Here is a 26,766-nt window from a genome sequence, read left to right as displayed (position 1 = left end):
CAAGGCAAAACTAGCCATGCGCAACCATCACATGCCGCACGGCGGTGTAATCCTCCAGTGCGTAGAGCGACATGTCCTTGCCGTAGCCGGACTGCTTCAACCCGCCATGCGGCATCTCGTTGGTCAGCATGAAGTGGGTGTTGATCCAGGTGCAGCCATATTGCAGGCGGGCGGCCGTCGCCATGGCGCGCGAGACATCCTTGGTCCATACGGATGACGCCAGGCCGTAGTCGCTGTCATTGGCCCAGTTCACCGCCTCGTCGACTTCCGAAAAACGAGTAACCGAGACGACCGGGCCGAACACTTCGCGGCGCACGATCTCATCTTCCTGCAGCGCGCCGGCGACGACGGTCGGCTGGTAGTAGAAGCCGGAGCCCTCGCCCGGCTTGCCGCCGGTGGTGATCTCGATGTGTTTCAGTTCCGAGGCGCGCTCGACGAAGCTCGAGACGCGGTCGCGCTGGCGGCGCGAGATCAGCGGGCCGATTTCGTTTTCGGTATCGTCGGGGCGGTCGTACTTGATGGTCGAGACGGCCGAGGAGAGATCGGCGACGAGCTTGTCGTAGATCTTCTTGCCGGCGTAGATGCGGCAGGCGGCGGTGCAGTCCTGGCCGGCATTGTAATAGCCGAAGGCACGCAGGCCGTTGACCACGGCGCCGAGGTCGGCGTCGTCGAAGACGATGACCGGCGCCTTGCCGCCGAGCTCGAGATGCGTGCGCTTGACCGACTTGGCGGCCGCCTGCAGCACCTTCTTGCCGGTGGCGACATCGCCGGTGATCGAGATCATGTTGACCTTGGGATGATTGATCAGCGTGTTGCCGACGCTGTCGCCGCGGCCGAGCACGACATTGACGACGCCTTCGGGCAGGATGTCCGCAAGGATTTTTGCCAGCTTCAGCGCCGTCAGCGGTGTCTGCTCGGACGGTTTGAAGACGACGGTGTTGCCGCCGGCGATCGCCGGCGCCAGCTTCCAGGCCATCATCATCAGCGGATAGTTCCACGGCGCGATGGAAGCGACGATGCCAATGGCATCGCGACGGACCATCGAGGTGTGGCCGGGAATGTATTCGCCAGCGACGACGCCCGGCATCGAACGGACGGCGCCGGCGAAGAAGCGGTAGCAATCGACGATCGCCGGGATTTCGTCATTGAGCACGGCGTTGATCGGCTTGCCGCAGTTGAGCGCCTCGAGCGTGGCGAACTCCTTCGCGTCGGCTTCGATGCGGTCGGCGATCTTCAGCAAATAGCCGGAGCGCTGCGCCGGCGTGGTGCGCGACCACAAGACGAACGCCTGTTCGGCAGCAGTGACCGCCGCCTCGATCTGCGCCTGGCTGGCCTCGGGCAGGTTGAGGATGGTCGCCCCGGTCTTTGGATTGAGGATCGGCTCCTCGGTCTCGGTGCCCTTCTCGAATTTCGAGCCGATCAGCATCTGGGTGTCCATAAGGTTTCTCCCTTTACAGAAGCGAGTAGCGAGTAGCTGAAAGCGAGTAGGGTTTGACCGTCGATCCCTATTCGCTACTCCCTATTCGCTGTTTTTCATTTCCCGCTTCCAGCGATCTGGTCGCCGTCACGGGTGAGGTAATAAGCGGCAAGGATCGGCAGCAACGTCACCAGCATGACGACCATGGCAACGACATTGGTGACCGGGCGCTGGCGCGGACGGATCAGTTCTTCCAGCATCCAGATCGGCAGCGTCTGCTGCTGGCCGGCGGTGAAGGTGGTGACGATGACCTCGTCGAAGGACAGCGCGAAGGCCAGCATGCCGCCGGCAAGCAGCGCCGTGGCGATGTTGGGCAGCACGACATGGCGGAAGGTCTGAAAACCGTCGGCGCCGAGATCCATCGAAGCCTCGATCATCGAACCGGAAGTGCGGCGGAAACGGGCGACGGCGTTGTTGTAGACGACGACCACGCAGAAGGTGGCGTGGCCAAGCACGATCGTCCAGAACGAGAACGGGATGTCGGCCAGCGAAAAGGCCGAGCGCAGCGCAATGCCGGTGATGATGCCGGGCAGCGCGATCGGCAGGATGACCAGCAGCGAGATGGTTTCGCGGCCGAAGAATCTTGTCCGCGACACCGCCGCCGAACAGAGCGTGCCGAGGATGAGCGCGATCGCCGTCGAAATCGCGGCCACCCTGACCGACAGCGACAGCGCCTGCCAGACATCTGGCCGGTTCCAGGTCACGGCGAACCACTGCGTCGTCAGCCCTGGCGGCGGCCAGACGAAACTCTTCTCTTCGGTGGTGAAGGCATAGACGAAGATCAGCAGGATCGGCAGGTGCAGGAACAGCAGCCCGCAGGCGGCGGCAATCTTCAGGCCGAGCGGAGCCGACTGGGAACCATCAGAGCGCATCGAAGGCCCCCATGCGCTTGGCGCCCCAGAGATAGAAGCCCATGATGACGATCGGCACCACGGTGAAGGCGGCGGCGAGCGGGATGTTGCCGGCGGTGCCTTGCTGCGAATAGACCGCCTGGCCGATGAACAGACGCGAGGTGCCGATGATCTGCGGGATGATGTAGTCGCCCAGCGTCAGCGAGAAGGTGAAGATCGAACCGGCGACGATGCCCGGCAGCGCCAGCGGAAACAGCACGTTGCGGAAGGTCTGTCCCGGTGAAGCGCCGAGGTCGGACGAGGCCTCGACCAGATTGCCGGGCACGCGCTCGAGCGCCGCCTGAACGGGGAGGATCATGAACGGTAGCCAGACATAGACGAAGACGATGAAGGTGCCGGTGAACGATACCGACAGGGAATTGCCGCCGACGATCGGCAGCGACAGCCAAGCGTCGAGAACCCACAACAAATGCAGCTTGGCGAGCAGCCAGGTGAGAATGCCTTCCTTGGCCAGGATCAGCTTCCAGGCGTAGATCTTGACCAGATAGCTCGACCACAGCGGCAGCATGATGCCGAGATAGAACAAGGCCTTCCAGCGGCCGCGCGCATAGCGCGCCGCGTAGTAGGCTATGGGGAAGGCGATGACGGCCGAGGCCAGCGTGACCAGAGCCGCCATCGTCACCGTGCGCAGGATGATGTCGAGATTGGCGGCCTGGAACAGGTCGCCATAGGTCTTGAGCGTGAACTCGCGGTTGATGAGGCCGGAAAACTCGTCGATGGAGAAAAAGCTCTGCGCCAGCAGCGCAAACAGCGAGCCGATATAGACGATGCCCAGCCACAAAACCGGAGGCAGCAGCATGAGCAGCAACAGGACCTTGGGCTTGCGCCAGAAAAGGTCCGACAGAGCGCCGCGCAGACCGCCGCTACCCGGCAGGATGGCGGGGGCCGTTGCACGCACCATGGCGGCGTCGAGGCTCATGCCGGCTCGTCCATCAGATGCAGGTGCTCGCGGTTGAAGGTCAGCACCACCGCCTCGCCTTCTGCCGGCAAGGCGATGCCGGCCGGCACGATGGCGTGCAGCCGCAGCCCGTCGGCGTCGAGCGCCAGCTTTGTCGTGGCGCCGAGATAATTGGTCGAGACGAGGCGGGCCGACACACCTTCACCACTTGTGACCCCCTTGGCCGCGCGGCCGACGCGAATGGATTCAGGGCGGAGACTCCCCCAGCGATGCTGGCCGGAATAGCGCTGCACGAAATCCGGCGGCAGCACATTGGAGGAGCCGACGAAATCGGCGACGAAGCGGGTCCTCGGCCGCTGGTAGATATCTTCCGGAGTGCCGATCTGCATGATCTTGCCATCGTTGAAGACGGCGACGCGGTCGGCCATCGACAGCGCTTCGCCCTGGTCGTGAGTGACGAAGACGAAGGTGATGCCGAGCGCCTTCTGCAGCGACTTCAACTCCTCCTGCATGTTCTCGCGCAATTTGAGGTCGAGCGCGCCGAGCGGCTCGTCGAGCAGCAGCACCTTTGGTTGGTTGACCAGCGCGCGGGCGAGTGCCACGCGCTGGCGCTGGCCACCGGAAAGCTGGCCGGGCCGGCGGGCGCCATAGCCGGGCAGCCGCACCAGTGACAGCGCCTCTTCCGCCGCCTTGTGCCGCTCAGCCTTGCCGACGCCCTTGACCATCAGCCCGTAGGCAACGTTGTCGAGCACGTTCAGATGCGGGAACAGCGCATAGTCCTGGAACACGGTGTTGACGTTGCGGCGATAGGGCGGAACGCCCTCGGCGCGGTCGCCGAAGATCGAGATCGAGCCCGATGTCGGCTGCTCGAAGCCGGCGATGAGGCGCAGGCAAGTGGTCTTGCCGGAACCGGACGGCCCGAGCATGGCGAAGAATTCCCCCGGCGCGATGTCGAGATCGACCGCGTCGACCGCGCGCACGCTGCCGAAATGGCGCGAGGCTTTCTGGAAGGAGACGGCGGAGGTCATGAGATGTCAGTCCGTTGCCGGTTTGATGTGTTGATGTCGCGCGACGTCCCACCTCCCCCTTAGGGAGGTCGCGACGAAGCCGCGGGTGGGGGTGTCTCGAAAAACCCCGAGCAGACCCCACCCAGACGCTATGCGTCGACCCTCCCCACAAGGGGGAGGTAAGGATGCTCATCGTCCGCCGATGACGCCGATATAGTCCGACACCCAGCGATAGTAGGGCACGCACTGATCGTTCTGGGTGGCGCATTTCGACACCGGCGTCTTCCAGAACTTGATCTTGTCGAAGTTCTCGTAGCCGTTGGTCTTGCAACCCTCGTCGGTCAAAAGCTCATTGCCCTTGCAGGCGGCGGGCACGACGGGCAGTGAGCCGAACCAGGCTGAGACATCGCCCTGCACCTTCGGCGACAGCGAATGTTCCATCCACATATAGGCACAGTTGGGGTTGGCGGCGTCGGCCTCCATCATGGTGGTGTCGGCCCAACCGGTGGCGCCCTCCTCCGGGATGGTGGAAGCGACCGGCTTCTTGGCCGCGACCAGCGTGTTGACCTGATACGGCCACGAGCCGGAAGCGACGACGCCTTCGTTTTGGAAATCGTCGACCTGGATGGCGGCGTCGTGCCAATAGCGGCCAACCAGTGTGCGTTGGACGCGCAGCAATTCGAGCGCCGCCTTGTACTGGTCCTCGTTCAGTTCATAGGGATCCTTGATGCCGAGTTCCGGTTTGTGGAACATCAGATAGTTGGCCGCATCCGCAATGTGGATCGGCCCGTCATAGGCCTGGACGCGGCCCTTGTTGGACTTGCCGTCCGGCAGCTTCATTTCCTCAAAGACGATGTTCCAGCTCTTGGGAGCCTCCTTGAACACGTCGGTGTTGTACATCAGGACGTTGGGACCCCACTGGTAGGGAACGCCGTAGTGGGCGCCGCCGACGGTGAACCACGGCGCGTCCTTGAGGCGCTCGTCGACCGTCTTCCAGCTCGGGATGAGATCGGTGTTGATCGGCTGCACGCGCTTGCCGGCAACGAGGCGCAACGAGGCATCGCCCGAAGCGGTGACGAGGTCGAAGCCGCCCTCATTCATCAGCGAGACCATCTCGTCGGAGGTGTTGGCGGTCTTGACGTTGACCTTGCAGCCGGTTTCCTTCTCGAAGGAGGTCACCCAGTCATAGCCCTTGTCGGTTTCGCCGCGCTCGATATAGCCCGGCCAGGCAACGATGTTGACCTGGCCTTCGCCCTTGCCAAGTTCCTTGACCTGGGCGACGGCCTGACCGGAAAAGGTCAGCGCGACCGTCAGAGCAGTGCATGACTTCAGGAATGAATTCATTGTCGATCTCCCATTTAGGCGCCTGACCCTGAAAGCCGGTTTCGGTCTTCGTTAGGGGTCACGCGCGGACTGAAAACTGTCAGTTCGTCCGTTGGGCTTGATGCCGCTCTGATGGCGGCTTTGGTCCCTGAACCGAAAGTGCTTTGAAAATTCCGGTTTCGCAAATTCATTTATCAGAAGGGTGATATCGGTTTTTCCGATAGATGTGCAGCCGGCCTCTCAGGGACGCTGGCGGACCGTCCGTTGCGACTGGGCAAGACCGATGAAATCGCGCGCGGCCTGCGGCAGACCGGAGCCGCGCCGCCAGACCATGCCGACCTGGACCACCGGCAAGGAGCCGGAAATATCGCGCGATTCGATGCGGTCGCCTTCCAGCGACCAGGGCCGGTAGACGAGATCGGGCAGCAGCGCCACGCCGGCACCGGTGGCGACCAGACTGCGCACGGCCTCCACGGAACGGGTGCGGAAGGCGACATGCGGCTTGGCGCCGATCGCCGTCAGCAGCTTGCCGGTATTCTCCTCGATCTCGTCGACGGTCAGCATGATCAGCGTTTCGGAGGCAATGTCGCCAATGCTGATGATGTCGGCGCCGACGAGCGGATGACCGAGCGGCAGCCACAGCCGATAGGCCGAGACTTCGAGGATTTCCGACTGCAACGCGGTGCGGTCGCGCAAATTGGAGGTGACCATGACGGCAATGTCGAGCTTGCCGCCGATCAGGAGGTGTTCGAGATAATCGCCATTGTCCTCGATGGCAGAGACCTCGACGCCCGGATAGGCACGGCGGTAGCGGGCGAGCAGATCCGACAGCACATAGCCGGCGACCAGCGAGGTGACGCCGAGCTGCAGCCGGCCGGCCGCCACCGCCTGCTCGCCGGAGAAAGAGCGGCGCGCGTCGGAAACATCGGCGAGGATTTTCGTCGCATGGCGCAGGAACTGGTGACCCTTGTGGGTGATGTTGAGGCCGCGCGGGTGGCGTTCGAACAGTTCGACGCCGAGATCGCTTTCGAGTTCCTTGATCGCTTCGGTGACCGACGATTGCGAGATGGAGAGGTTCTGGGCGGCGCCCGAGACCGTGCCTTGCTCGGCAACGGCGATGAAGAACTGCAGCTGGCGGATGGTGAAAGCCATGCCCGGACTAAACACCGGCGGCCGAATGAAGGAAAGCCGACTGCAGAGCTTATCCCATGACCTGAGAGCTGGCGCTCAACCGAGCGCCAACTTGATGCGCCGCCGGCATGCGGGGCCATAGCGCAGCGCAAGCATGAATGCCGTCTCCAGAGCCACGACGATGACAATGATGCGCAGGCCCACCGTGAAGGAGTCCCGGCCGCTGCCGCGCAGCAGATAGCCGGTGGTGAGAAAGCCCGCGTTCCAGAACGTGGCGCCGAGCAGCGTCGCGGCCGCGAAGGGCAAAGCGGGCAGGCAGAGTGCGCCGGCGGCGATCGGCAGGTAATTGCGCACAGTCGGGATGAACTGCGCCAGCAAGGACACCCGGACGTGATTGCGCCGATAGGCCTGGCCGAGCCTGCGGTAGGTCGCGTGACGCAGGAACACGTACTTGCCGAAACGCTCGACCAGCCTGTCGGCACGGTCAGGTCCAACCCGGCGGCCGACCGCATACCAGACAAGGCAGCCGCTGGCGGACGCAAGCGTCGTCACCATCAGCAGGATCGCCAGCGTCGAAGCATCCGGCGCCGCCGTCATGCCGAGGAACAGCAGCAGCACATGCGAGGGCGGAATTGGCAGGATCTTTTCGGTGAAGGCGAGGCAGAAAACGCCCAACAGACCGAAGCCGAGGATGGCTGCCAGCGGCCCCGTCATGCGAAGCGACATGGTGACGCCGACACCAAACGGTGCCACGGTCCATCTCTGGAGAAAAGACAAAGCATCAGGCAACCTTCATCCTGGATCCAACGCTTCGATCGGTCGGCGTGGCGTTTGCTGCAGTCAGCGTCGGACCCGAAATCCGTTGCATATGTCGGGTCCGACGCCTTGGCGCCGGCATACGAGGTGAATCGCGCACCGACTGGTTCTGTTTGCCGCGAATGGATTGCGTGGACATTGCGCCTCGGCGCGGATGAGACGTGCTTGACATCGACACCAATCGTAACTAACTAAGTTACATGAAGCGCAACAGCCGACTGTCCTCTACCCTGCACATTCTCGTCCACATGGCCGAGAAGCCCGAACAGGCGCTGACCTCCGAGCAGCTTGCCACCTTCATCCACACCAATCCGGTCGTGGTCCGCCGCACCATCGCAGGCTTGCGCGACGCCGGCATCGTCACCTCGTCGCGCGGGCACGGTGGCGGCTGGCTGCTCGGGCGGGCGCCCGAGAAAATATCCCTGGCCGAGATCAGCGTCGCCCTTGGCGAGACACTGCTGCCGTTCAGCACCGATCCGGAAAGCCCCGGCTGCCTCGTCGAGCAGGCGGTGATCGCCGTGCTCGACGATTTTCGCATCGCCGCCGAAAGGCTGCTGGCGGAGAAGCTGAGCCGCATCACGCTGGCTGACCTGACCGCCGATTTCCGCCGCCGTTTTGACCTCATTGGAGTCTCCAGCCATGCAGTATGATCTTGCCGTCGTCGGCGGCAGCTTTGCCGGCCTGTCCGCCGCCATCCAGGTGGCGCGGGCAGGACGCAAGGTGCTGGTGATCGACGCCGGCCGGCCGCGCAACCGTTTTGCCGAGCATTCGCACGGCTTCCTCGGACATGACGGGCGCGCGCCCGGCGCAATCCTGGATGACGCAAGGCGCCAACTACTGGCCTATCCGGCAGCCAGGGTTGTCGACGGGCGCGCCGACAAGGCCCTAGCCGCTGGCAGCAGCGATTTCGAAATCACCACCGAGGGTGGCGAGACATTCGGCGCGGCACGGCTGGTACTGGCCACTGGGGTGCGCGATATCCTGCCGGAGGTTGCCGGGCTTGCCGAGCTCTGGGGAAAGAGCGTGCTGCACTGCCCCTATTGCCACGGCTACGAAGTTTCCGGCGGGCCGCTCGGCGTGCTCGCAACCGGTCCGATGTCCATGCATCAGGCACAGCTGATCACCGATTGGGGCGATGTCACGCTGTTCGGCAATGGCCTGTTCGAACCTGACACAGAGCAGATGCGCGCGCTGGAGAGCCGAAAGGTGCGGTTTGAGCCCACCAACGTTGCCGAGCTAGAGGAAGACGGCTCCGGCGGATTGATCGTCCACCTCGACGACGGCAGAAAGGCCGGCGTCAGGGCGATGTTCACCGCTCCGCGCAATATCATGGCCAGCCCGCTGGCCGAACAGCTCGGCTGCGGCTTCACCGAAAGCCTCCTCGGCACGGTGATATCAGTCGACGACAGGCAGCAGACGACCGTGCCCGGCGTCTACGCCGCCGGCGACGCGGCACGTTCGATGCACAACATCGCCTTTGCAGTATCGGGTGGCACCTTTGCGGGCGTCTGCGCCCACCAATCGCTGGTCTTCGGCTAGAAGCCGGCTTCCGCGCCGGCGATGCTGAGCCGGGCGCCGGCCTGCGCAAGGGCGGCGGCCAGGTCGTGCGGCGGCGAGCGGTCGGTGGCGAGTTCGGAAAAGCTGTCGAAGCCGCAGACCTGGACCAGACCAAGACGGCCGAATTTCGAGTGATCGGTGATGACGAGGGACCGCTGGCCGCGCGACAGCACCATGCGGGCGAACTCGGCCTCATCCAGATCAAAATCCATGACGCCCATCACCGCGTCGACCCCCCCGGTGGAAATGATGGCGTGACTGACCGAGAAGCGACTGACAAAATCGATCGCCGAGGCGCCGAAAGCAGCGCCGGAATCGCTGCGCAGCTCGCCGCCGGCCATATAGACCTTGTTGCCGTTGACGGTGGCCAGCGTGCGGGCGATGTCCGAGGAATTGGTGACGACCGTCAGGCGCCGGTGGCCGAGCAGTTCACGCGCAAGGAACGAGGTCGTCGTTCCGGTGTCGAGCATGATGGATTCCCCGTCGCGGATGGTGGCGGCGACCATGCGGGCAATGACCCGCTTGACGTCGGCGTTCTCACGCATGCGCCGCTCGAACGGCGCTTCGCCGATCATTGACGGCAGGCCGATGGCGCCATGCATCTTGAGGACAGAGCCATCACCGGTCAGCGGCTTGACGTCGCGGCGCACCGTCTCGAGCGACACGCCCAGCCGGTCGGCCAGACTGGCGATGGTGACGGTGCCCTCTTCCTGCAGGAGCCGCAGGATCTCGCCGTGTCGTTTGGACTGGGCCATCTGGTTTCCCGAACTGATGCTCTTGACCGATTCTAAGGTAATTCAATTGCTTTTAAAGGAACTACCTTATGCTTTCAGGCAAAATACCCAAAAAAAGTCACAGCTTTTTATTGACAAGCGGGAAACCCTGGCGTGAAATCAAAGACATCAACAGGCTTCAGATCTGCGACTGGGGGCAGAGACGCAACTCAGTGGTCAGGCCGTTTGGAACGTGCCTGTACAAGGAATTTTCAGATCCGCGGGGGCGGATGCCGGGCTCAAAAACCTGGCCAAGGGGCTCGTCGGTGCGGTGCGGGATACCGATCCTGGCGTCCCGCACCGACGAGATTATTTACGTTTCTCCCCGCCGTCGTTGCGCTGTTCACGGCGCCTTGTCGAAGCCCAGCAAACCAGGGATGATTCCGTGACCGCCGAAGATCGCATCCGCGCCCTGCCCTGCTGGACAGGTGGCATCGAGATCGCACCGCTGCCCGGCGGTCTGAGCAACGCGAATTATGTGGTCACGGACGCGGCGGGACGACACGTCGTGCGCTTCGGCAAGGACTATCCGTTCCACCATGTCTTTCGCGAGCGCGAGGTGATGACGGCGCGGGCGGCGCATGCCGCCGGTTTCGCGCCGGCCGTCCGCCATGCCGAACCGGGCATCATGGTCACAGAGTTTCTCGGCGCCAAGACCTATCTCGCCGAGGACGTACGCGCCAATCTTGGCCGCGTCGCAGCCCTGATGCGCGCCTTTCACCGGGAGATGCCCACTCACGTCTCCGGCGCCGGTTTCATGTTCTGGGTGTTCCATGTCATTCGCGACTATGGGCGCACGCTTGAAGAAGGCGGCAGCCGCAAGCGCAGCGACCTGCCGCGCCTGCTGACGCTGGCCGACGAACTGGAGCGCGCGCAGAAACTGCTGCCGATCGTCTTTGGCCACAATGATCTGTTGCCGGCCAACATTCTCGACGACGGCAACAGGCTGTGGCTGATCGACTTCGAATATGCCGGCTTCAACACGGCGATGTTCGACCTCGCAGGCGCCGCCTCCAACGCCGGCATGAGCGACGAGGAATCCTTCGCCTTTCTGACCGCCTATTTCATGAAAGAACCGGACGAAGCGATCCGCCGTTCGCACGCGGCCATGCAATGCGCCTCGCTGCTGCGCGAGGCGATGTGGAGCATGGTGTCCGAGCTCTATCTCGACGCGCCCGGTATCGACTACGTCGCCTACACCGAGGAAAACCTCGCCCGGCTCGACACGGCGCTGGAAAACTACAGAACGAAGTACGGGATGCAGAAATCATGACATTGCCGACCCAGGCCGCCATCGTCGTCATCGGCGGTGGCATCATCGGCTGTTCGACGGCTTATCATCTGGCGCGCGACCACAAAGCCGATGTCGTTCTGCTCGAACAAGGCAAGCTGACCTCGGGCTCGACCTGGCATGCCGCCGGCCTTGTCGGCCAGTTGCGCTCGTCGGCTTCGATCACCCGCGTGCTGAAATACTCCGTCGACCTCTACAAGGGCCTCGAGGCCGAGACCGGCCTTGCCACCGGCTGGAAGATGACCGGCTGCCTCAGGCTCGCCACCAATGCCGACCGCTGGACCGAGTACAAAAGGCTGGCGACGACGGCGAAAAGCTTCGGCATGGACATGCAATTGCTGTCGCCGGCGGAAGTCAAGGCAATGTGGCCGCTCATGGAAACCGGCGATCTTGTCGGCGCCTCCTGGCTGCCGACCGATGGCCAGGCGAGCCCCTCCGACATCACGCAGTCGCTGGCCAAGGGCGCGCGCATGCATGGCGCCAAACTGTTCGAGGATGTCCGCGTCATCGGCTTCGAAATGAAGGACGGCCGCATCACGGCGGTGAAGACCAACAAGGGCGACATTGCTTGTGACAAGGTGGTCAACTGCGCCGGCCAGTGGGCGCGGCAGGTCGGCGCCATGGCCGGCATCAACGTGCCGCTGCAGCCGGTGAAGCACCAGTACATCATCACCGAGAAGATCGACGGACTGGCGACCGACGCGCCGACCATCCGCGACCCGGACCGGCGCACCTATTTCAAGGAAGAGGTCGGCGGGCTGGTGATGGGCGGCTATGAGCCGAACCCGCAGGCCTGGGCTACTGGTCTCCCCGGCGGCGACGTCCCCAATGATTGGGAATTCAGGCTGTTCGACGATGATTACGACCATTTCGAGCAGCACATGAGCCAAGCGATCGCGCGCGTGCCGGCACTGGAAACCGTCGGCGTCAAGCAGATGATCAACGGGCCGGAGAGTTTTACGCCGGACGGCAATTTCATTCTCGGCACAGCGCCCGAATGCGCCAACATGTTTGTCGGCGCCGGCTTCAACGCCTTCGGCATCGCCTCGGGCGGCGGCGCCGGCTGGGTGCTGGCGCAGTGGGTGGTCGATGGCGAAGCACCGCTCGACCTGTGGGTGGTCGACATCAGGCGCTTTGCTAATTTGCACCGTGACCGTCAGTGGGTCTGCGACCGCACGCTGGAGGCCTATGGCAAACACTATACGATCGGCTTTCCGCATGAGGAGTATGCCAGCGGGAGGCCGCGCATCGTCTCGCCGCTCTACGACAGGCTGAAACAGCAAAATGCCGTGTTCGGCTCGAAGCTCGGCTGGGAACGGCCTAACTGGTTCGCGCCCGAAGGCGTCGAGCCGCAGGACATCTATTCGATGGGCCGGCAGAACTGGTTTGTGGCGGTCGGCGACGAACACCGGCATGTGCGCGAAAAAGTCGGCATCTTCGATCAATCCTCCTTCGCCAAATACGAGCTGAGCGGGCCCGATGCGCTGAAGGCGCTGGACTGGGTCTGCGCCAACGACGTCAGCAAGCCGGTCGGCCGGCTGACCTACACGCAGCTTCTCAACACACGCGGTGGCATCGAGGCCGATCTGACGGTGGCGCGGCTGGCCGAAGAGAAGTTCTACATCGTCACCGGCACAGGCTTCCGCACGCATGATTCCTCGTGGATCGGCGATCATATCGGCGAAGGGCTCGATGCCAGGCTTGTCGATGTCACCGAGGATTTCGGCACGCTGTCGCTGATGGGTCCTCGGGCGCGCGACGTGCTTTCGGCCGTGACCGAAGCCGACGTCTCAAACGTGAGCTTCCCATTCGGCCATGTGCGTGAGATTGCCATCGCCGGCCACACAATTCGGGCGCTGCGCGTCACCTATGTCGGCGAGCTGGGCTGGGAACTGCACGTGCCGATCGCGGCCACCGGCGAAGTCTTCGACGCGCTGATGGCGGCAGGCAAAAAGCACGACATCCGCCCGATCGGCTATCGGGCACTGGAATCGCTGCGGCTGGAAAAGGGCTATCGTGCCTGGGGCTCCGACATCACGCCCAACGACACGCCGCAGGAAGCCGGGCTCGGCTGGGCGGTCAAGCTGCGCAAGAACACGGATTTCATCGGACGGCGCGCGCTGGAGAAGACCAGCGGCACGGCAATGAAGAAACGCTTTGCCGGCTTCACGGTCGACGACCCCGAGATCGTGCTGCTCGGCCGCGAAACCATCCTGCGCAATGGCGAGCCTGTCGGTTATCTCACCAGCGGCGGTTATGGCTATACGCTGGGCAAGACCATCGGCTACGGCTACGTGCGCAACGCCGACGGGGTCAGCGACGATTTTCTCGCCTCGGGCGACTACGAACTGGTGGTTGCGATGGAGAGGACGCCGGCCAAGATCCACCTCGAGCCGATGTACGACCCGGCAGGCGCGAGGGTCAAAGCGTAGGTCAGGTCACGCGCAGTGCGAGGCCGCGGCTGGGCACGGTGTCGGCTTCGCCGGGCATCGAGACATAAGGGCGCGTTTCCTCGACGCGGGTGACGAGGCCCTGCGCCTCGAGCTCAGCGACGCGCGTGGCGAAGCCCTGATCCCACAGCGAGTTCTTGACCGTCAGCACGATGATGCCGCCCGGCCGGCATATGCGGATCAGTTCGTCCAGCCCCTCGACGCCGACATGACCTGATGTGAAGACGCCGGCCGAGATCACTCCGGCATAGGCATCATCGGCAAAGGGCAGATGACCGCCCAGCGCCAGGCAATGGAGCGCGGAATAGACACCCTTGCGGGCCGCCTGATCCAGCATGCCTTGTGAAATATCGAGTGCCTCGACTTGCGGGTAACCGGCAATATCAAGCCATTCGCCGATGAGACCGGTGCCGGCCCCGGCATCGAGCAGCGGTGCTGAACCGCGCGGCAGATGGCGGGTCAGCAGCGCAAGGCAGATCGTCGGATGGCGATAGCCGGCGGCCGACATGTCGGCGTCGTAGGTCTGCGACCAACGATCATAAAGTGCGGCGACCTCTTCGGGCCGCTTTGCCGCGTAGGCCGCGCCAAGCGCGCCCTGATGTTTGCTGTCCGCCACTTTGATCCAGTCCGCCAATTTTTGATCTCGCAGTGATGATAGCCAAAGCGCGAAAATTGTGGAACCGTTGCCGCGACAAATAACAGTGTGTGGGGGCGCAGGCATGATTACAGACGAGGCGCGTGCGGCACTGGACGCCATTCCCATGCTGGCCGGCTACAGCGGGCCGCTGGAACGGCTGGGCGGCCTCACCAATCTCGTCTTCAAGGCCGGCGACTTCTGCCTGCGCATTCCTGGCAAGGGCACCGAGGAATACATCAACCGGGCCAACGAAGCGGTGGCCGCACGCGAAGCGGCAAAAGCAGGGGTCAGTCCCGAGGTGCTGCATGTCGATGCCGGCACCGGGTTGATGGTGACACGCTACATCGCCGGCGCCGAAACCATGTCGGAGGAGAAATTCAAGGTTCGGCCGGGCAGTCCAGCCCGCGCCGGCGAGGCCTTTCGCAAGCTGCACAATTCAGGCGCGGTGTTTCCCTTCCGCTTCGAGCTGTTTGCGATGATCGACGACTATCTCAAGGTGCTGTCCACCAAGGAGATCGCCTTGCCCGCCGGCTATCATGACGTGGTGCGCGACGCCGAGAGCGTGCGGTCGGCGCTGGCCGCCCATCCGCTGCCTCTCGTCGCCTGTCATTGCGATCCGCTGTGCGAAAACTTCCTCGACACCGGCGAGCGGATGTGGATCGTCGACTGGGAATATTCGGGCATGAACGACCCGCTCTGGGACCTTGGCGACCTCTCCGTGGAAGGTAAATTCGATCTGGCGCAAGACGAAGAGATGATGCGCGCCTATTTCGGCGGCGAGGCGAGGCCGGCGGAGCGCGGCCGCATCGTCATCTACAAGGCGATGTGCGACCTGTTGTGGACGCTGTGGGGGCTGATCCAGCTCGCCAACAACAACCCGGTCGATGATTTTCGCGCCTATGCCGACGGGCGGTTCGCGCGCTGCAAGGCGCTGATGGAGACGTCCGAGTTTTCACGGCATCTGGCGGCGATCCGCCGGGGGTGAGCCTGGACTAATTCACGCCCTTCGGCACGTTTTCGGGCGGCACCGTGGTCTCGACCACTTTCTGGCGGTGGAAGATGAACAGGCCGGCGAGAACGACAATGCCCGAGCCGATCAGGATGCGCGGACCGGGAACGTCGCCGAAGAACACCAGTCCGAACACCACCGCCCACAGCAGCAGCGTGTAATGCAGCGGCGCCAGCGTTGAGGCCGGCGCCAGCTTGAGCGCCCTGGTGATCATCAGATGGGCGCCGCAGGAGACGATGCCGAGCAGCAGCATGGCGCCGAGATCGAGCGCCGACGGCGTCTGCCAGGCGCCGATGCTCAGCACGCCGCCGACCAGCAGTGTGCCGATGGTCTGCCATGTCACCAGATTGGTGTCGCTGGTGCCACGCAGGCGGCGGTTGAGGATGATGGCGAAGGCGAAGGAGATACTGCCCACCAGCGCAAAGCCTGATGACAGCGAGAACGCCGCCGAGGACGGTTTCAGCATGATCAGCACACCGCAGAAGCCGAGCAGGATCGCCATCCAGCGGCGCCAGCCGACCTTTTCGCCAAGCAAGAGGTGCGAGAGTGCCGCGACGTAGATCGGCCCCGCCATGTAGAAACTCATCACATCGGCCAGCGGCAGATAGACCACGGCGGCATAGAAGAGCGCGGTGTCGAGCGTGGTCATCACCACCCGCAGCAGCTGCAGCTCCAGGCGTTCCATGCGAAACAGCTTGGCCGGGCCCTGGTTGGCGATCATCGGGCCGAGCACGAAGAAGGCGCCGATGGAGCGGATCAGCACCACCTGGCCGACGGAGAAGCTGGCGACCAGCCATTTGCCCATGGCGTCGTTCAGCGCAAACAGGAAATCGCCGGCCAGCATCAGCAGAATGCCGGCCAAAAGCACATTCCTGATCGTCGAATTCTGCGCCACGGGCTGCGTCATGCCGATCCCGATTCCTCCCTGGTAGCCGCGTCGTAGACGGAAGTGGCTGCCTTGACGAGGAGAATTCGGGCAATGGGTAAGACCAGCGCCGGGAATCGGCTGTATCTAGCTGGATATGTGCCGCCGGTTCACCATTCCCGGCCTTCCGCCGATGGACAGCCTGGTTTCCTGCTTCGTCCGCTCCGCCACCACCTTGCCCCTGGCGATGACGCACAGGCGCTCGGCGCGCAGCCGCAGGGCTTCGACCGGATTGCCGGCATCGAGGACGACCAGGCTGGCGCGCTTGCCGACCGCCAGGCCGAGATGATCGAGGCCCATGATCGCGGCATTGACGTTGGTGACCATGTCGAAGCAGCGCGCCATCTCTGCCGGGCTCGACATCTGAGCGACGTGCAGACCCATGAAGGCGACATCGAGCATGTCGGCGGTGCCCAGCGAATACCAGGGATCGAGCACGCAATCCTGGCCCCAACCGACGCGAATGCCGAGCGCCAGCATCTCCTTGACCCGGGTAAGGCCGCGGCGCTTCGGGAAGGTGTCGTGGCGGCCCTGCAGCATGATGTTGATCAGCGGATTGGGAATGACCGAGACGCCGGCCTCGGCGATCAGCGGCAGCAGCTTCGAGACGTAGTAATTGTCCATCGAATGCATCGAGGTGAGGTGCGAACCGGCGACCTTGCCCTGCAGACCAAGACGCTGCGTTTCATAGGCCAACTGCTCGATATGGCGCGACAGCGGATCATCGGTCTCGTCGCAATGCAGGTCGACCATCAGGCCGCGGCTGGCCGCGATCTCGCACAGCTCCGTTACCGAGCGCGTGCCGTCGGCCATGGTGCGCTCGAAATGCGGGATGCCGCCGACGATGTCGACGCCCATGTCGAGCGCGCGGATGGTGTTTTCACGCGCCGATGGAGAGCGATAAAACCCGTCCTGCGGGAAGGCGACCAATTGCAGATCGATGTAGGGAGCGACCGTCTTCTTGACCTCGAGCAGCGCCTCGACCGCCAGCAGGCGGTCATCGCAGACATCGACATGGGTGCGGATGGCGAGCAGGCCCATCGACACCGCCCAGTCGCAATAGGCCAGCGCGCGATCACGCACCGCCTCATGCGTCAAAAGCGGCTTCAACTCGCCCCACAGCGAAATGCCTTCGAGCAGCGTACCCGACGCGTTGATGCGCGGAATGCCGTAGGAGAGCGTCGCGTCCATGTGGAAATGCGGATCGACGAAGGGCGGCGAGACCAGATTGCCATGGGCGTCGACCTTCGTCCGCGCGGAACCCTGGAGAACGGGCTCGATCGCCGCGATCGTCTCACCGTTGATGCCGATGTCGGCAACCCTGCCATCAGGCAGTGTGCCGCCGCGAACGATAAGGTCGAAATCCATCCGTCGTCATCCCGTCAAAAGAATCATCTGATATAGCCGAGGCTGAAAATCGCATCCCGTCGATGCCGCTTGCAACAGCGATTTGTCCGCGGCGGCCGCGGATGGTTTCATCCGGCCGCAACTCCCTCTATAAGCCGCCTTCGTTGTCCCGGTTTCAAGGATCCGCCGTTTGTTTCGTTTCTTCCGCTCGACGGAAAACCAGCGCCTCGTCGCGAGGTTGATCCGGGAATCCTTTTATCAGCACAGGTTTGGCTACGGCGCCGCGATCTTGTCGATGCTTGTGGTGGCCGCCACGACCGGCGCCAGCGCCTGGATTCTCAAAGAGATCACCGACGAATTCGTAGTCTTCAAGCGGATTGACCGGGTCAACCTGATTGCGGGCGGGGTCGCCACGATCTTCATCCTCAAGGGCCTCGCCAACTTCATTCAGGCCTATTTCATGAGCCGTGTCGGCAACGCCATCATCGCCGACCGCCAGCGCAAGATCTACGACCGCATCCTGGCGCAAGGCATCGAATTCTACCATTCGACCTCGTCGTCCGACCTGATCACACGCATGACCAACAATGCGCAGGCGGCACGCAACGTGCTCGACCTCGTTGTCACGTCCTATGTGCGCGATCTGTTGTCGCTGGTCGTCCTGGTAGGAGTCATGGTCTGGCAGCAGCCAGCCTTGTCTATAATCTGCTTCGTCGTCGGCCCCTTGGCTATCTACGGGGTCAACCGCATCCTGAAACGTGTTCGCAAGTTCGCCGCGATGGAGTTTCGCTCGGTCGGCCAGATCGTGCAGGTGATGCAGGAAACGGCAATCGGCGTGCGCGTCGTCAAATCCTTCAACCTCGAAGGCGCGATGCGCAACCGCATGTACAAGGCCGTGTCGGACGTCGAGAACCGGGCCAATAACATCGCGACGCTGGAGGCTGCGACAAGCCCGGTGATGGAGACGCTGGCCGGGCTGGCAATTGCCGGGGCCATCTTCGTCAGCGGCTTCCTGGTCTTGCAGGGCGGCCAGATGCCGGGAAACATCATGGCCTTCATCGGGGCACTCCTGTTTGCCTATGAGCCGGCAAAGCGCCTTGCACGCGTGCGTATATCGCTGGAAAGCGGCATTGTCGGCGTGCGTATGATGTTCGAGCTCGCCGACCAGCCGCTCACTCTGGTCGAGAAGCCGGACGCGAAGCCGCTTCTGGCCGGACCGGGCGAGATCCGGTTCGACGCCGTCGACTTCGCTTATCAGAAAGGGCCGCCGGTGCTGGACAGGTTCGATCTGACGCTTGCGCCCGGCAAGATGACGGCGCTGGTCGGGCCTTCCGGCGGCGGCAAGTCGACGATTCTAAACCTGATCATGCGCATGTATGATCCGCAGAGCGGCAGGGTGCTGTTCGACGGTCAGGATATTTCCCATGCGACGCTCGCATCGCTGCGGGAAAAGATCGCCTATGTCAGCCAGGATACGTTCCTGTTTGCCGGCACCATCATGCACAACATCCGGCTTGGGCGCGAGGGTGCGACCGACGATGAGGTGATCGCCGCCGCCAAGGCGGCCAACGCGCATGACTTCATCAGCGCGCAGGCGAAAGGCTACGAGACGGATGTCGGCGAGAATGGCGGCCTACTGTCGGGCGGCCAGCGCCAACGGATCTCGATCGCACGCGCCATGCTGCGCAATGCGGAGATCCTGCTGCTGGACGAAGCGACCAGTGCGCTCGACGCCGAATCGGAAGCGCTGTTCCGCGACGCGCTGCAGCAATTGACGGAAGGCCGCACGACGATCGTCATCGCGCACCGTCTGTCGACCGTGCACCAGGCCGACACAATCGTGGTGCTCGAAGCCGGCAAGGTGGTGGAAAGCGGCCCGCACAAGACCTTGCTCAAGCAGGGCGGGCTTTACCAGAAGCTCTATGAGTATCAGTTGATGCCGTGATGGTGTTCCGGATATTGGAGCCAGCCCCCTCATCCGGCCCTTCGGGCCACCTTCTCCCCGAGGGGAGAAGAGATCGTCAGGGCCGGCGCCAGCCTCTTCTCCCCAGCGGGGAGAAGGTGGCCGCGTAGCGGCCGGATGAGGGGGCCTGGGCGCGAACCTTATTCCGGCACAAACCTCACCGCGCCCTTGGCCGCGCTGGTGGCCATGGCGGCATAGGCGCGCAAGGCGGTCGTCACCTTGCGCTTGCGCTTTTCCTCCGGCTTCCAGGCCATGGCGCCCTTGGCTTCCATCGCCGCCCGTCGCGCAACGAGTTCCGCCTCATCGACAGCCAGGCGGATGCTGCGGTTCGGGATGTCGATCTCGATCGTATCGCCCTCCTGCACCAGTCCGATCAAACCGCCTTCGGCAGCTTCCGGCGACGCATGGCCGATCGACAGGCCCGAGGTGCCGCCGGAGAAGCGGCCGTCAGTGACCAGAGCGCAGGCCTTGCCGAGGCCCTTCGACTTCAGATAGCTTGTCGGGTAGAGCATTTCCTGCATGCCGGGGCCGCCGCGCGGTCCTTCATAGCGGATGACGACGACATCGCCGGCCTTGATCTCATTGGACAGGATCGCCTTGACGCTGGAATCCTGGCTTTCGAACACGCGGGCCGGGCCGGTGAATTTCAGGATCGATTCATCGACGCCCGCCGTCTTCACGATGCAGCCGTCGAGCGCCAGATTGCCCTTCAGCACGGCAAGGCCGCCATCCTTGGAAAAGGGATGTTCGGTCGAGCGGATAACGCCTTTCTCGCGGTCGAGATCGAGCTCGTCCCAGCGGCGCTCCTGGCTGAAGGCGACCTGTGTCGGCACGCCGCCAGGGGCGGCGAGGAAGAAATCGCGCACGCTCTGGCTGGTCGTGCGGGAAATATCCCAATGGTCGAGCGCTTCGCCCAGGGTTGACGTATGCACCGTCGGCAGGTCGCGGTTGAGCAGGCCGGCATTGTCGAGCTGGCCGAGGATGGCCATGATGCCGCCGGCGCGGTGGACGTCTTCCATGTGGACGTCGGACTTGGCGGGCGCCACCTTGCACAGCACCGGCACCTTGCGCGACAGCGCGTCGATGTCGTCCTGATCGAAATCGATCTCGCCCTCATGCGCCGCAGCCAGGATATGCAACACGGTGTTGGTCGAACCGCCCATGGCGATGTCGAGCGTCATGGCGTTCTCGAAAGCGCCCTTCGAGGCGATGTTGCGCGGCAGTGCGGTTTCGTCGTCCTGCTCGTAATAGCGCTGGGCGAGATCGACGATCAGGTGGCCGGCCTCGACGAACAGACGCTTGCGGTCGGCATGCGTCGCCAATGTCGAGCCGTTGCCGGGCAGCGACAGGCCAAGCGCCTCGGTCAAACAATTCATCGAATTGGCGGTGAACATGCCCGAGCAGGAGCCGCAGGTCGGGCAGGCCGAGCGCTCGATGACCTTGACGTCCTCATCGGAGATCTTGTCGTCGGCGGCCGCGACCATGGCATCGACCAGGTCGAGCGCCTGCGTCTTGCCGGCGAGCACCACCTTGCCGGCTTCCATCGGACCGCCGGAGACGAAGACGGTCGGGATGTTGAGGCGCAACGAGGCCATCAGCATGCCGGGCGTGATCTTGTCGCAATTGGAGATGCAGACCATGGCGTCGGCGCAATGCGCGTTGACCATGTATTCGACGGAATCGGCGATCAGCTCGCGCGACGGGAGCGAATAGAGCATGCCGTCATGGCCCATGGCGATGCCGTCATCGACGGCGATGGTGTTGAATTCCTTGGCAACGCCGCCGGCCTTTTCGATCTCGCGCGCGACCAATTGGCCGAGATCCTTCAGATGAACATGGCCCGGCACGAACTGGGTGAAGGAGTTGACCACCGCAATGATCGGCTTGCCGAAATCCGAGTCCTTCATGCCGGTGGCGCGCCAGAGGCCGCGAGCGCCGGCCATGTTGCGGCCATGGGTGGTGGTGCGGGAACGATAGGCAGGCATGTTTTTTCCTTGGTGGCTGGCCGCAGCCCAGGGGTTGGCGCGGCGGAGCTGAATTCGGACCGCAGGCGTTATAGACGCGCAAGTATGGTCTGGCCACAATTTTGCAATGCGCCAGATTCTCTCAAAAAAATGCGTGGCACTGTCGGATGGCGCGCTGCATGTCCGTCCTTGGGCAGACGGCAAGGAGATGGCACCATGTTCGGAGTCAGCCGTTTCACAGGAACAGCGACCGAAACAGCACGAGGAGCACGACATGCAAAAGATCACCACCTGCCTGTGGTTCGATGGCCAGGCCGAAGAGGCCATGAATTTCTACGTCTCCATCTTCAAGAATTCGAAGGTGCTGAGCGTGATGCGCTGGCCCAAAGGCCACGCCGATGAAGGCAAAGTGCTGGTGACCACGTTTGAACTCGACGGCGTGCAGTTCCAGGCGCTCAATGGTGGACCGCAGTTCAAGCACAGCGAAGCGATGTCGCAGTCGATCGACTGCAAGACGCAGGAAGAGGTGGATTACTTCTGGGACAAGCTCATCGAAGGTGGCGGCCAACCATCGCAATGCAGTTGGCTGAAGGATAAATTCGGCGTCTCCTGGCAGGTTGTGCCGGAGCAGCTGCCGCGCCTGCTCCTGGATCCGGACCGGGCCAAGGCCGGCCGCGTAATGTCGGCGATGATGCAGATGAGCAAGATCGACATCGCCAAGATAGAGGAAGCTGCCAGAGGATAGTCGAGGGTCGCGCCGCCCCTCATCCGCCCTTCGGGCACCTTCTCCCCGTGAACGGGGAGAAGGAAAAAGCGCGACTTACGCCGCTCTGTCGCGGACCTGATAGTCCTTGATCGTGGCAAACTCGATCGCCTTCCAGCGCTCCGCTTCGTAGTTCAGCGAGAAGGCGTGCTGGGCGAGGAACACCGGGTCGTTGTCGAGGTCGCGGGCGATGTCGCCGCGATGCGCCTCGATGAAACGCAGGACCTCGGCCTTGTCGTCGGCCGAGATCCAGCGGCACACGGAAAAGCGCGACATCTCGAATTCGACCGGCAGGGTGTATTCGAAGTTCAGCCGTTCCTTCAGGACGTCGAGTTGCAGCGCGCCGACGACACCGACGATGGCCGGTGAGCCGTCCTCGGGCGAAAACAGCTGCACGACGCCCTCCTCTGCCATCTGGTGTAGCGCTTCCTTCAGCTTTTTGGCCTTCATCGCGTCGCCGAGGCGGACACGGCGCAGGATTTCCGGGGCAAAATTCGGAACGCCGCGGAACAGGATTTCCTCGCCCTCGGTCAGCGTATCGCCAATACGCAGCGTGCCGTGGTTGGGAATGCCGACGACGTCGCCGGCAAAGGCCTCGTCGGCGGTGACGCGTGTGCGGGCAAAGAAGAACTGCGGCGCCGACAGCGACATCGGTTTTCCCGTGCGTACCAGCTTGGCCTTCATGCCGCGCTCGAGCTTGCCCGAACAGACGCGGACGAAGGCTATGCGGTCGCGGTGGTTGGGATCCATGTTGGCCTGGATCTTGAAGACGAAGGACGTCATCTTCTCTTCGGTCGCCTCGACCTTGCGGGTGTCGGCCTCTTGAGCACGCGGCGGCGGTCCAAAAGCGCCGAGCGCCTCGATCAGGTCGCGCACGCCATAATTGCGCAGCGCCGAGCCGAAATAGACCGGCGTCAGGTGACCCTCGCGGAAGGCTTCTATATCAAGGGGTCTGCATGCTTCCCGCGCCAGCTCCAGCTCCTCGATGAAGGCCTCGCGCTCGTTCTCCGGCAAAAGGCCGGCGACGCGGTTGGAATCGGGACCGTTGACCGGCGTGCGCTCCTTCTCGTCGTCGCCCCTGCGCACGGCGTTCAGCGCCAGATGGTAGGTGCCGGAAAAATTCTTGCCCCGGCCGATCGGCCAGGTGATCGGCGCCGTATCCAGCGCCAGCTTCTGCTCGATCTCATCGAGGATCTCGAACGGATCGCGGCTTTCGCGATCCATCTTGTTGACGAAGGTGATGATCGGGATGTCGCGTAGCCGGCAGACTTCGAAAAGCTTCAGCGTGCGCGGCTCGATGCCCTTGGCGGCATCGATGACCATGACGGCCGAGTCGACCGCCGATAGCGTGCGATAGGTGTCGTCTGCGAAATCCTCGTGGCCGGGCGTGTCGAGCAGGTTGAAGACATTGTCCTCATACTCGAAGGTCATCACCGAAGTGACGACCGAAATGCCGCGCTCACGCTCGATCTTCATCCAGTCCGACCGCGTCTGGATCTTGTCCTTCTTGGCCTTGACCTCGCCGGCAAGCTGGATGGCGCCGCCGAACAGCAGCAGCTTTTCGGTGAGCGTGGTCTTGCCGGCGTCCGGGTGCGCGATGATCGCGAAGGTGCGGCGGCGCGCCACTTCTTCTTCTATTGCTTCGGGCATTCTCTGGGATTTCCGTGTGACAGGCCGGGCTTCTAGCAGCGCAGTCCGGGCCTGTCGACCGGTCCGGCGGCAGGGAAGCCGCCGGAAGCCATGGCTTGCTTCAGGCCAATTCGGCCGTGCGGCTCGCCTGAACGACCTCGGGGAGCCAGCCGGCAATGGTGCCGCCTATCGCGTCGGCATGGTCTTCTTGCAGATAGTGCGCACCGGGTCCGAGATTGATGAACCGGCAGTTCTTCAGCCCGGCGGCGAATTCGCGTGCGGCCTGCGGCGCAATCAGCGCGCCGGGATCGCCCGCAAACAGCAGTTTCGGATAGGTGGAGAGCCGAAGTGCGCGATGATCATGTTCGCTGATGGCGGCAACGTCGGCGGGCTGGCCCTCGATCGGCAATTCCCGAGGCAGGCGCAACACCGGCTTTCGCGATTGCGGTGTCGGGAACGGCGCCCGGTAGACGGCCATCTCCTCATCGCTCAGTGTACGCAGCACCGAGGCCGGCAACACTTTTTCGACGAAGACATTGTCTTCCAGGACCAGCTTCTCGCCGACACCCGGCGTGCGCAGCGCCTTGAACATTTCGCGGGCTTGCGGGCGCTGATGAAAATCCTCCCAGCGCTCGAAGGGTCGGATGAATTCCATGAAGGCAAGGCCGAGCACGCGTTGCGGTCGCCGCGCCGCGAGATGGAAAGCCAGGGCCGTGCCCCAGTCCTGCGCGACCAACACCACTTCCTGGATGTCGAGCACGTCCAGGAAGGCGTCGAGATAGCGGACGTGATCGAAGAAGCGATAATCGATATCGGGCTTGCCGGATTGGCCGTAGCCGATCAGGTCGGGCGCGATGCAGCGACCGAGCGGCGCGACATGCGGGATGATGTTGCGCCAGATGTGGGATGAGGTCGGATTGCCATGCAGGAACAGAACGGTGGGGCCGGACGCTCCCGTCTCGACATAGGACATGGTCGAATCGAGCACGGCGATCTGCGAGCGTCTCGGTGCAGCGACGCCAGCTTGAGAAATGTTGGCTTTCGAACTCATGGGGTCGGCTCCTTTGCAAAAACTGTGCTGAAGATGATTTTCTTGAACCGCTCGAGCGGCGCGGGGCTACGTTCAACCTTCATGCGCAGCATGGCGCCCTGCCAAGACGACAGCAGGAAGTCGGCAAGGTCCTCGGCCTCGAAGGTCTTGGAGATGTCGCCGGCTGCCTGGCCTTCGGCGATGCAGGCGGCGAAGGGCTGGCGCCAGCGTTCGAAGATGTCGACGAGTTGCAGGCGCAGCGGCTCGCTGTGGACCGCGGTCTCGAGGCTGAGATTGCCTATCATGCAGCCGCGTGCCCAATCATGCGCCTCAAGCTTCGAGGTGATGACATCGACGTAGCGCCTCAGCCGGCCGATGGGCGGCGTGCCGTCCTGCGCCAAGGCTTTCTCGACCAACGTGCCGACATAGGCGAAATAGCGGTCCAGCACCTCCCCGGCAAACTCCTCCTTGGAGGCAAAATGGTTGGTGAACGAGCCGGGCCGGGCGTCGGCGGCGGCAACGATGTCGCGCACACCGGCGGCGGTATAGCCGGAATTCCAGATGGTCCGGAACCCGGCGTCAAGGAGGTTTTCGCGGAGTGATTGTCTGGCCATACCGATATAATACGTACGTACGTATTGATGTCAAGCCGAATAATTTGCGTTGCCGATGTTGGCAAGCGGGGGTGGCACTGGAAGAGTGTCCCTCAGGGGGTGGCGAGTTTGAGGAGCGAACATGGCTGCCGTGAAACAAGTGATCGTCATCGGCGCCGGCATCATCGGTGCTTCCATGGCCTGGCACCTGACCAGGGCAGGCGCACAGGTGACGGTTATCGCCGCCGACAGCGCCGCCGGTGGGGTCGCCACGCCGAACTCCTTTGCCTGGATCAATGCCACCTGGGGCAATCCGGAGCCCTATTTCCGGCTGCGCACCCGCGCCATGGCCGAATGGTCGCGGCTGGCGCGGGACGTGCCCGGCCTGCCGCTCAACTGGTGCGGCGGCCTGTGCTGGGATCTATCGGCGGCCGACATGGAAGCCTATACCGCGCAGCATTCGGCCTGGGGCTACGGCATCGAGCGCGTCGACCGCGCCGGCGCGGCCCGTATAGAGCCTAATCTCACCGAACTCCCGGACGTCGCTTTGCATGTCGCCGAAGAGGGCGTTGCCGAGCCGGTCGCGGCAACGAAGGCGCTGCTGGCCGATGCCGAACGACGCGGCGCGCGGATCATCTCCAGCACGGTGACGGCGCTTGTCCAGACAGGCGGCAGGATTTCGGGCGTCGACACATCGCATGGGCTGCTTGCCACCGACGAGGTGTTGATCGCGGCCGGCGTCGGCTCGGCGGGCATTGCCGCCACCGCCGGCATAAATCTGCCGCTCGAGACGCCACCTGGCCTGATCGTCCACTCGCGGCCCTACGAGAAACTGCTGAACGGACTGGTGCTGGCCGAGCGGCTGCATATGCGCCAGACCGCCGAGGGCCGTATCATCGCCGGTTCCGATTTCGGCGGCGCCGACCCCGGCATGGATGCGCAAGCCACCGCCAGCGAACTGTTCGCGGTCCTGAAAGCCAGCCTGCGCGGCGGAGACGGGCTGGCGCTCGATTTCCACACGGTCGGTTACCGGCCGACGCCGATCGACGGTTTTCCGATCATCGGCCGCGCCGAGGGCATGGACGGCGTCTATGTCAGCGTCATGCATTCCGGCATCACGCTGGCGCCGGCCGTCGGCCTGTTTGCCGCTCGCGAAATCCTTGATGGCGAGCGCGATCCGCTGCTCGCGCCTTACGGGTTGGGACGGTTTGCTCAATAACCCGGACGGACGGCAGCGTCGGCCGATGTCTGTATAGGTTAACGCCCTACGGC

At 63.5% G+C, this 26,766-nt stretch carries 23 protein-coding genes; 8 read left to right on the top strand and 15 right to left on the bottom strand.

The features are described from left to right. Positions 1-10: 10 nt before the first annotated feature. From EN990_RS11230 to EN990_RS11200, 7 genes are all read right to left on the bottom strand, one after another. Positions 11-1,438 carry a gamma-aminobutyraldehyde dehydrogenase gene (locus tag EN990_RS11230; RefSeq protein WP_013528020.1) on the bottom strand — a complete coding sequence of 476 codons (1,428 nt, stop codon included), beginning with the start codon at positions 1,436-1,438 and terminating at the stop codon, positions 11-13. A gap of 95 nt (positions 1,439-1,533) precedes the next feature. Then, positions 1,534-2,349: an ABC transporter permease gene (locus EN990_RS11225; protein WP_024503371.1), complete on the bottom strand. Its 816-nt coding sequence runs from the start codon at positions 2,347-2,349 to the stop codon at positions 1,534-1,536. Next, positions 2,339-3,289 carry an ABC transporter permease gene (locus EN990_RS11220; protein WP_196815398.1) on the bottom strand — a complete coding sequence of 317 codons (951 nt, stop codon included), beginning with the start codon at positions 3,287-3,289 and terminating at the stop codon, positions 2,339-2,341. Before EN990_RS11220 ends, EN990_RS11225 begins: the two co-directional genes overlap by 11 nt. Positions 3,290-3,303: 14 nt before the next feature. Next, positions 3,304-4,314: an ABC transporter ATP-binding protein gene (locus EN990_RS11215; protein WP_013528023.1), complete on the bottom strand. Its 1,011-nt coding sequence runs from the start codon at positions 4,312-4,314 to the stop codon at positions 3,304-3,306. 168 nt (positions 4,315-4,482) lie between these two features. Beyond that, positions 4,483-5,637, bottom strand: coding sequence for an ABC transporter substrate-binding protein (locus EN990_RS11210; protein ID WP_013528024.1), 1,155 nt, complete (start codon positions 5,635-5,637; stop codon positions 4,483-4,485). 219 nt (positions 5,638-5,856) lie between these two features. Next, on the bottom strand, positions 5,857-6,768 hold the full coding sequence (locus EN990_RS11205) for a LysR substrate-binding domain-containing protein (protein ID WP_013528025.1): 912 nt from the start codon (positions 6,766-6,768) through the stop codon (positions 5,857-5,859). A gap of 75 nt (positions 6,769-6,843) precedes the next feature. Then, on the bottom strand, positions 6,844-7,500 hold the full coding sequence (locus EN990_RS11200; RefSeq protein ID WP_081714289.1) for a DedA family protein: 657 nt from the start codon (positions 7,498-7,500) through the stop codon (positions 6,844-6,846). A gap of 263 nt (positions 7,501-7,763) precedes the next feature. On the opposite strand from EN990_RS11200, the gene EN990_RS11195 reads away from it, so the two are divergent. Beyond that, positions 7,764-8,213 carry an Rrf2 family transcriptional regulator gene (locus EN990_RS11195; protein ID WP_027161832.1) on the top strand — a complete coding sequence of 150 codons (450 nt, stop codon included), beginning with the start codon at positions 7,764-7,766 and terminating at the stop codon, positions 8,211-8,213. Continuing rightward, positions 8,203-9,102, top strand: coding sequence for an NAD(P)/FAD-dependent oxidoreductase (locus tag EN990_RS11190; protein ID WP_127368765.1), 900 nt, complete (start codon positions 8,203-8,205; stop codon positions 9,100-9,102). The genes EN990_RS11195 and EN990_RS11190 overlap by 11 nt, the downstream gene beginning before the upstream one ends. Here EN990_RS11190 and EN990_RS11185 read toward each other — a convergent pair. Beyond that, entirely contained in the window at positions 9,099-9,875 is a 777-nt protein-coding gene (locus tag EN990_RS11185) for a DeoR/GlpR family DNA-binding transcription regulator (RefSeq protein WP_127368764.1), read from the bottom strand. The genes EN990_RS11190 and EN990_RS11185 overlap by 4 nt on opposite strands. 403 nt (positions 9,876-10,278) lie before the next feature. Here EN990_RS11185 and EN990_RS11180 point away from each other — a divergent pair, with 403 nt between their 5' ends. Together EN990_RS11180 and EN990_RS11175 are read left to right on the top strand one after the other, a co-directional pair. Next, positions 10,279-11,166 carry a phosphotransferase family protein gene (locus tag EN990_RS11180; RefSeq protein ID WP_127368763.1) on the top strand — a complete coding sequence of 296 codons (888 nt, stop codon included), beginning with the start codon at positions 10,279-10,281 and terminating at the stop codon, positions 11,164-11,166. Beyond that, complete coding sequence (locus tag EN990_RS11175) at positions 11,163-13,616, top strand: FAD-dependent oxidoreductase (RefSeq protein ID WP_024503363.1); 2,454 nt, start codon at positions 11,163-11,165, stop codon at positions 13,614-13,616. The genes EN990_RS11180 and EN990_RS11175 overlap by 4 nt, the downstream gene beginning before the upstream one ends. A 1-nt stretch (position 13,617) precedes the next feature. On the opposite strand, the gene EN990_RS11170 is transcribed toward EN990_RS11175, so the two are convergent. Continuing rightward, positions 13,618-14,250 (bottom strand): class I SAM-dependent methyltransferase, encoded by a 633-nt coding sequence (locus EN990_RS11170; RefSeq protein ID WP_164753586.1) that lies wholly within the window; start codon positions 14,248-14,250, stop codon positions 13,618-13,620. A 103-nt stretch (positions 14,251-14,353) separates the two neighbouring features. Here EN990_RS11170 and EN990_RS11165 point away from each other — a divergent pair, with 103 nt between their 5' ends. Beyond that, entirely contained in the window at positions 14,354-15,256 is a 903-nt protein-coding gene (locus tag EN990_RS11165) for a phosphotransferase family protein (protein ID WP_027161837.1), read from the top strand. Between the two features lie 7 nt (positions 15,257-15,263). On the opposite strand, the gene EN990_RS11160 is transcribed toward EN990_RS11165, so the two are convergent. Both EN990_RS11160 and EN990_RS11155 read right to left on the bottom strand, forming a co-directional pair. Then, positions 15,264-16,187 carry a DMT family transporter gene (locus EN990_RS11160; RefSeq protein ID WP_013528034.1) on the bottom strand — a complete coding sequence of 308 codons (924 nt, stop codon included), beginning with the start codon at positions 16,185-16,187 and terminating at the stop codon, positions 15,264-15,266. Positions 16,188-16,292: 105 nt separating this feature from the next. Next, positions 16,293-17,573, bottom strand: a complete 1,281-nt coding sequence (locus tag EN990_RS11155) for an amidohydrolase family protein (protein ID WP_127368372.1) — start codon at positions 17,571-17,573, stop codon at positions 16,293-16,295. Positions 17,574-17,742: 169 nt separating this feature from the next. Between EN990_RS11155 and EN990_RS11150 the strand changes: the two genes are divergently transcribed. After that, positions 17,743-19,497 (top strand): ABC transporter ATP-binding protein, encoded by a 1,755-nt coding sequence (locus EN990_RS11150; protein WP_027161839.1) that lies wholly within the window; start codon positions 17,743-17,745, stop codon positions 19,495-19,497. 158 nt (positions 19,498-19,655) lie between these two features. On the opposite strand, the gene ilvD is transcribed toward EN990_RS11150, so the two are convergent. Next, positions 19,656-21,500 carry a dihydroxy-acid dehydratase gene (ilvD, locus tag EN990_RS11145; protein ID WP_063171117.1) on the bottom strand — a complete coding sequence of 615 codons (1,845 nt, stop codon included), beginning with the start codon at positions 21,498-21,500 and terminating at the stop codon, positions 19,656-19,658. A 253-nt stretch (positions 21,501-21,753) separates the two neighbouring features. Here ilvD and EN990_RS11140 point away from each other — a divergent pair, with 253 nt between their 5' ends. After that, on the top strand, positions 21,754-22,224 hold the full coding sequence (locus EN990_RS11140) for a VOC family protein (protein ID WP_027163762.1): 471 nt from the start codon (positions 21,754-21,756) through the stop codon (positions 22,222-22,224). A 75-nt stretch (positions 22,225-22,299) separates the two neighbouring features. On the opposite strand, the gene EN990_RS11135 is transcribed toward EN990_RS11140, so the two are convergent. The 3 genes from EN990_RS11135 to EN990_RS11125 all read right to left on the bottom strand — a co-directional run bounded on the left by EN990_RS11135 (position 22,300) and on the right by EN990_RS11125 (position 25,515). Next, a complete protein-coding gene (locus EN990_RS11135) occupies positions 22,300-23,892 on the bottom strand; it encodes a peptide chain release factor 3 (RefSeq protein ID WP_063171116.1) in 1,593 nt (530 codons plus the stop codon). Positions 23,893-23,992: 100 nt separating this feature from the next. Then, a complete protein-coding gene (locus tag EN990_RS11130; protein WP_127368373.1) occupies positions 23,993-24,922 on the bottom strand; it encodes a haloalkane dehalogenase in 930 nt (309 codons plus the stop codon). Then, positions 24,919-25,515: a TetR/AcrR family transcriptional regulator gene (locus tag EN990_RS11125; protein WP_127368374.1), complete on the bottom strand. Its 597-nt coding sequence runs from the start codon at positions 25,513-25,515 to the stop codon at positions 24,919-24,921. Before EN990_RS11125 ends, EN990_RS11130 begins: the two co-directional genes overlap by 4 nt. Before the next feature lie 121 nt (positions 25,516-25,636). Here EN990_RS11125 and EN990_RS11120 point away from each other — a divergent pair, with 121 nt between their 5' ends. Continuing rightward, positions 25,637-26,713, top strand: coding sequence for an FAD-binding oxidoreductase (locus EN990_RS11120; protein WP_127368375.1), 1,077 nt, complete (start codon positions 25,637-25,639; stop codon positions 26,711-26,713). The last annotated feature ends 53 nt before the right edge of the window (positions 26,714-26,766 follow it).

It is taken from the genome of Mesorhizobium sp. M7A.F.Ca.US.005.03.1.1 (assembly GCF_003997975.1).
GTDB classification, from domain to species: Bacteria; Pseudomonadota; Alphaproteobacteria; order Rhizobiales; family Rhizobiaceae; genus Mesorhizobium; species Mesorhizobium ciceri.
The sequence above is the reverse complement of the archived record's forward strand: the minus strand, read 5'-3'. Positions and strand labels throughout refer to the sequence as shown.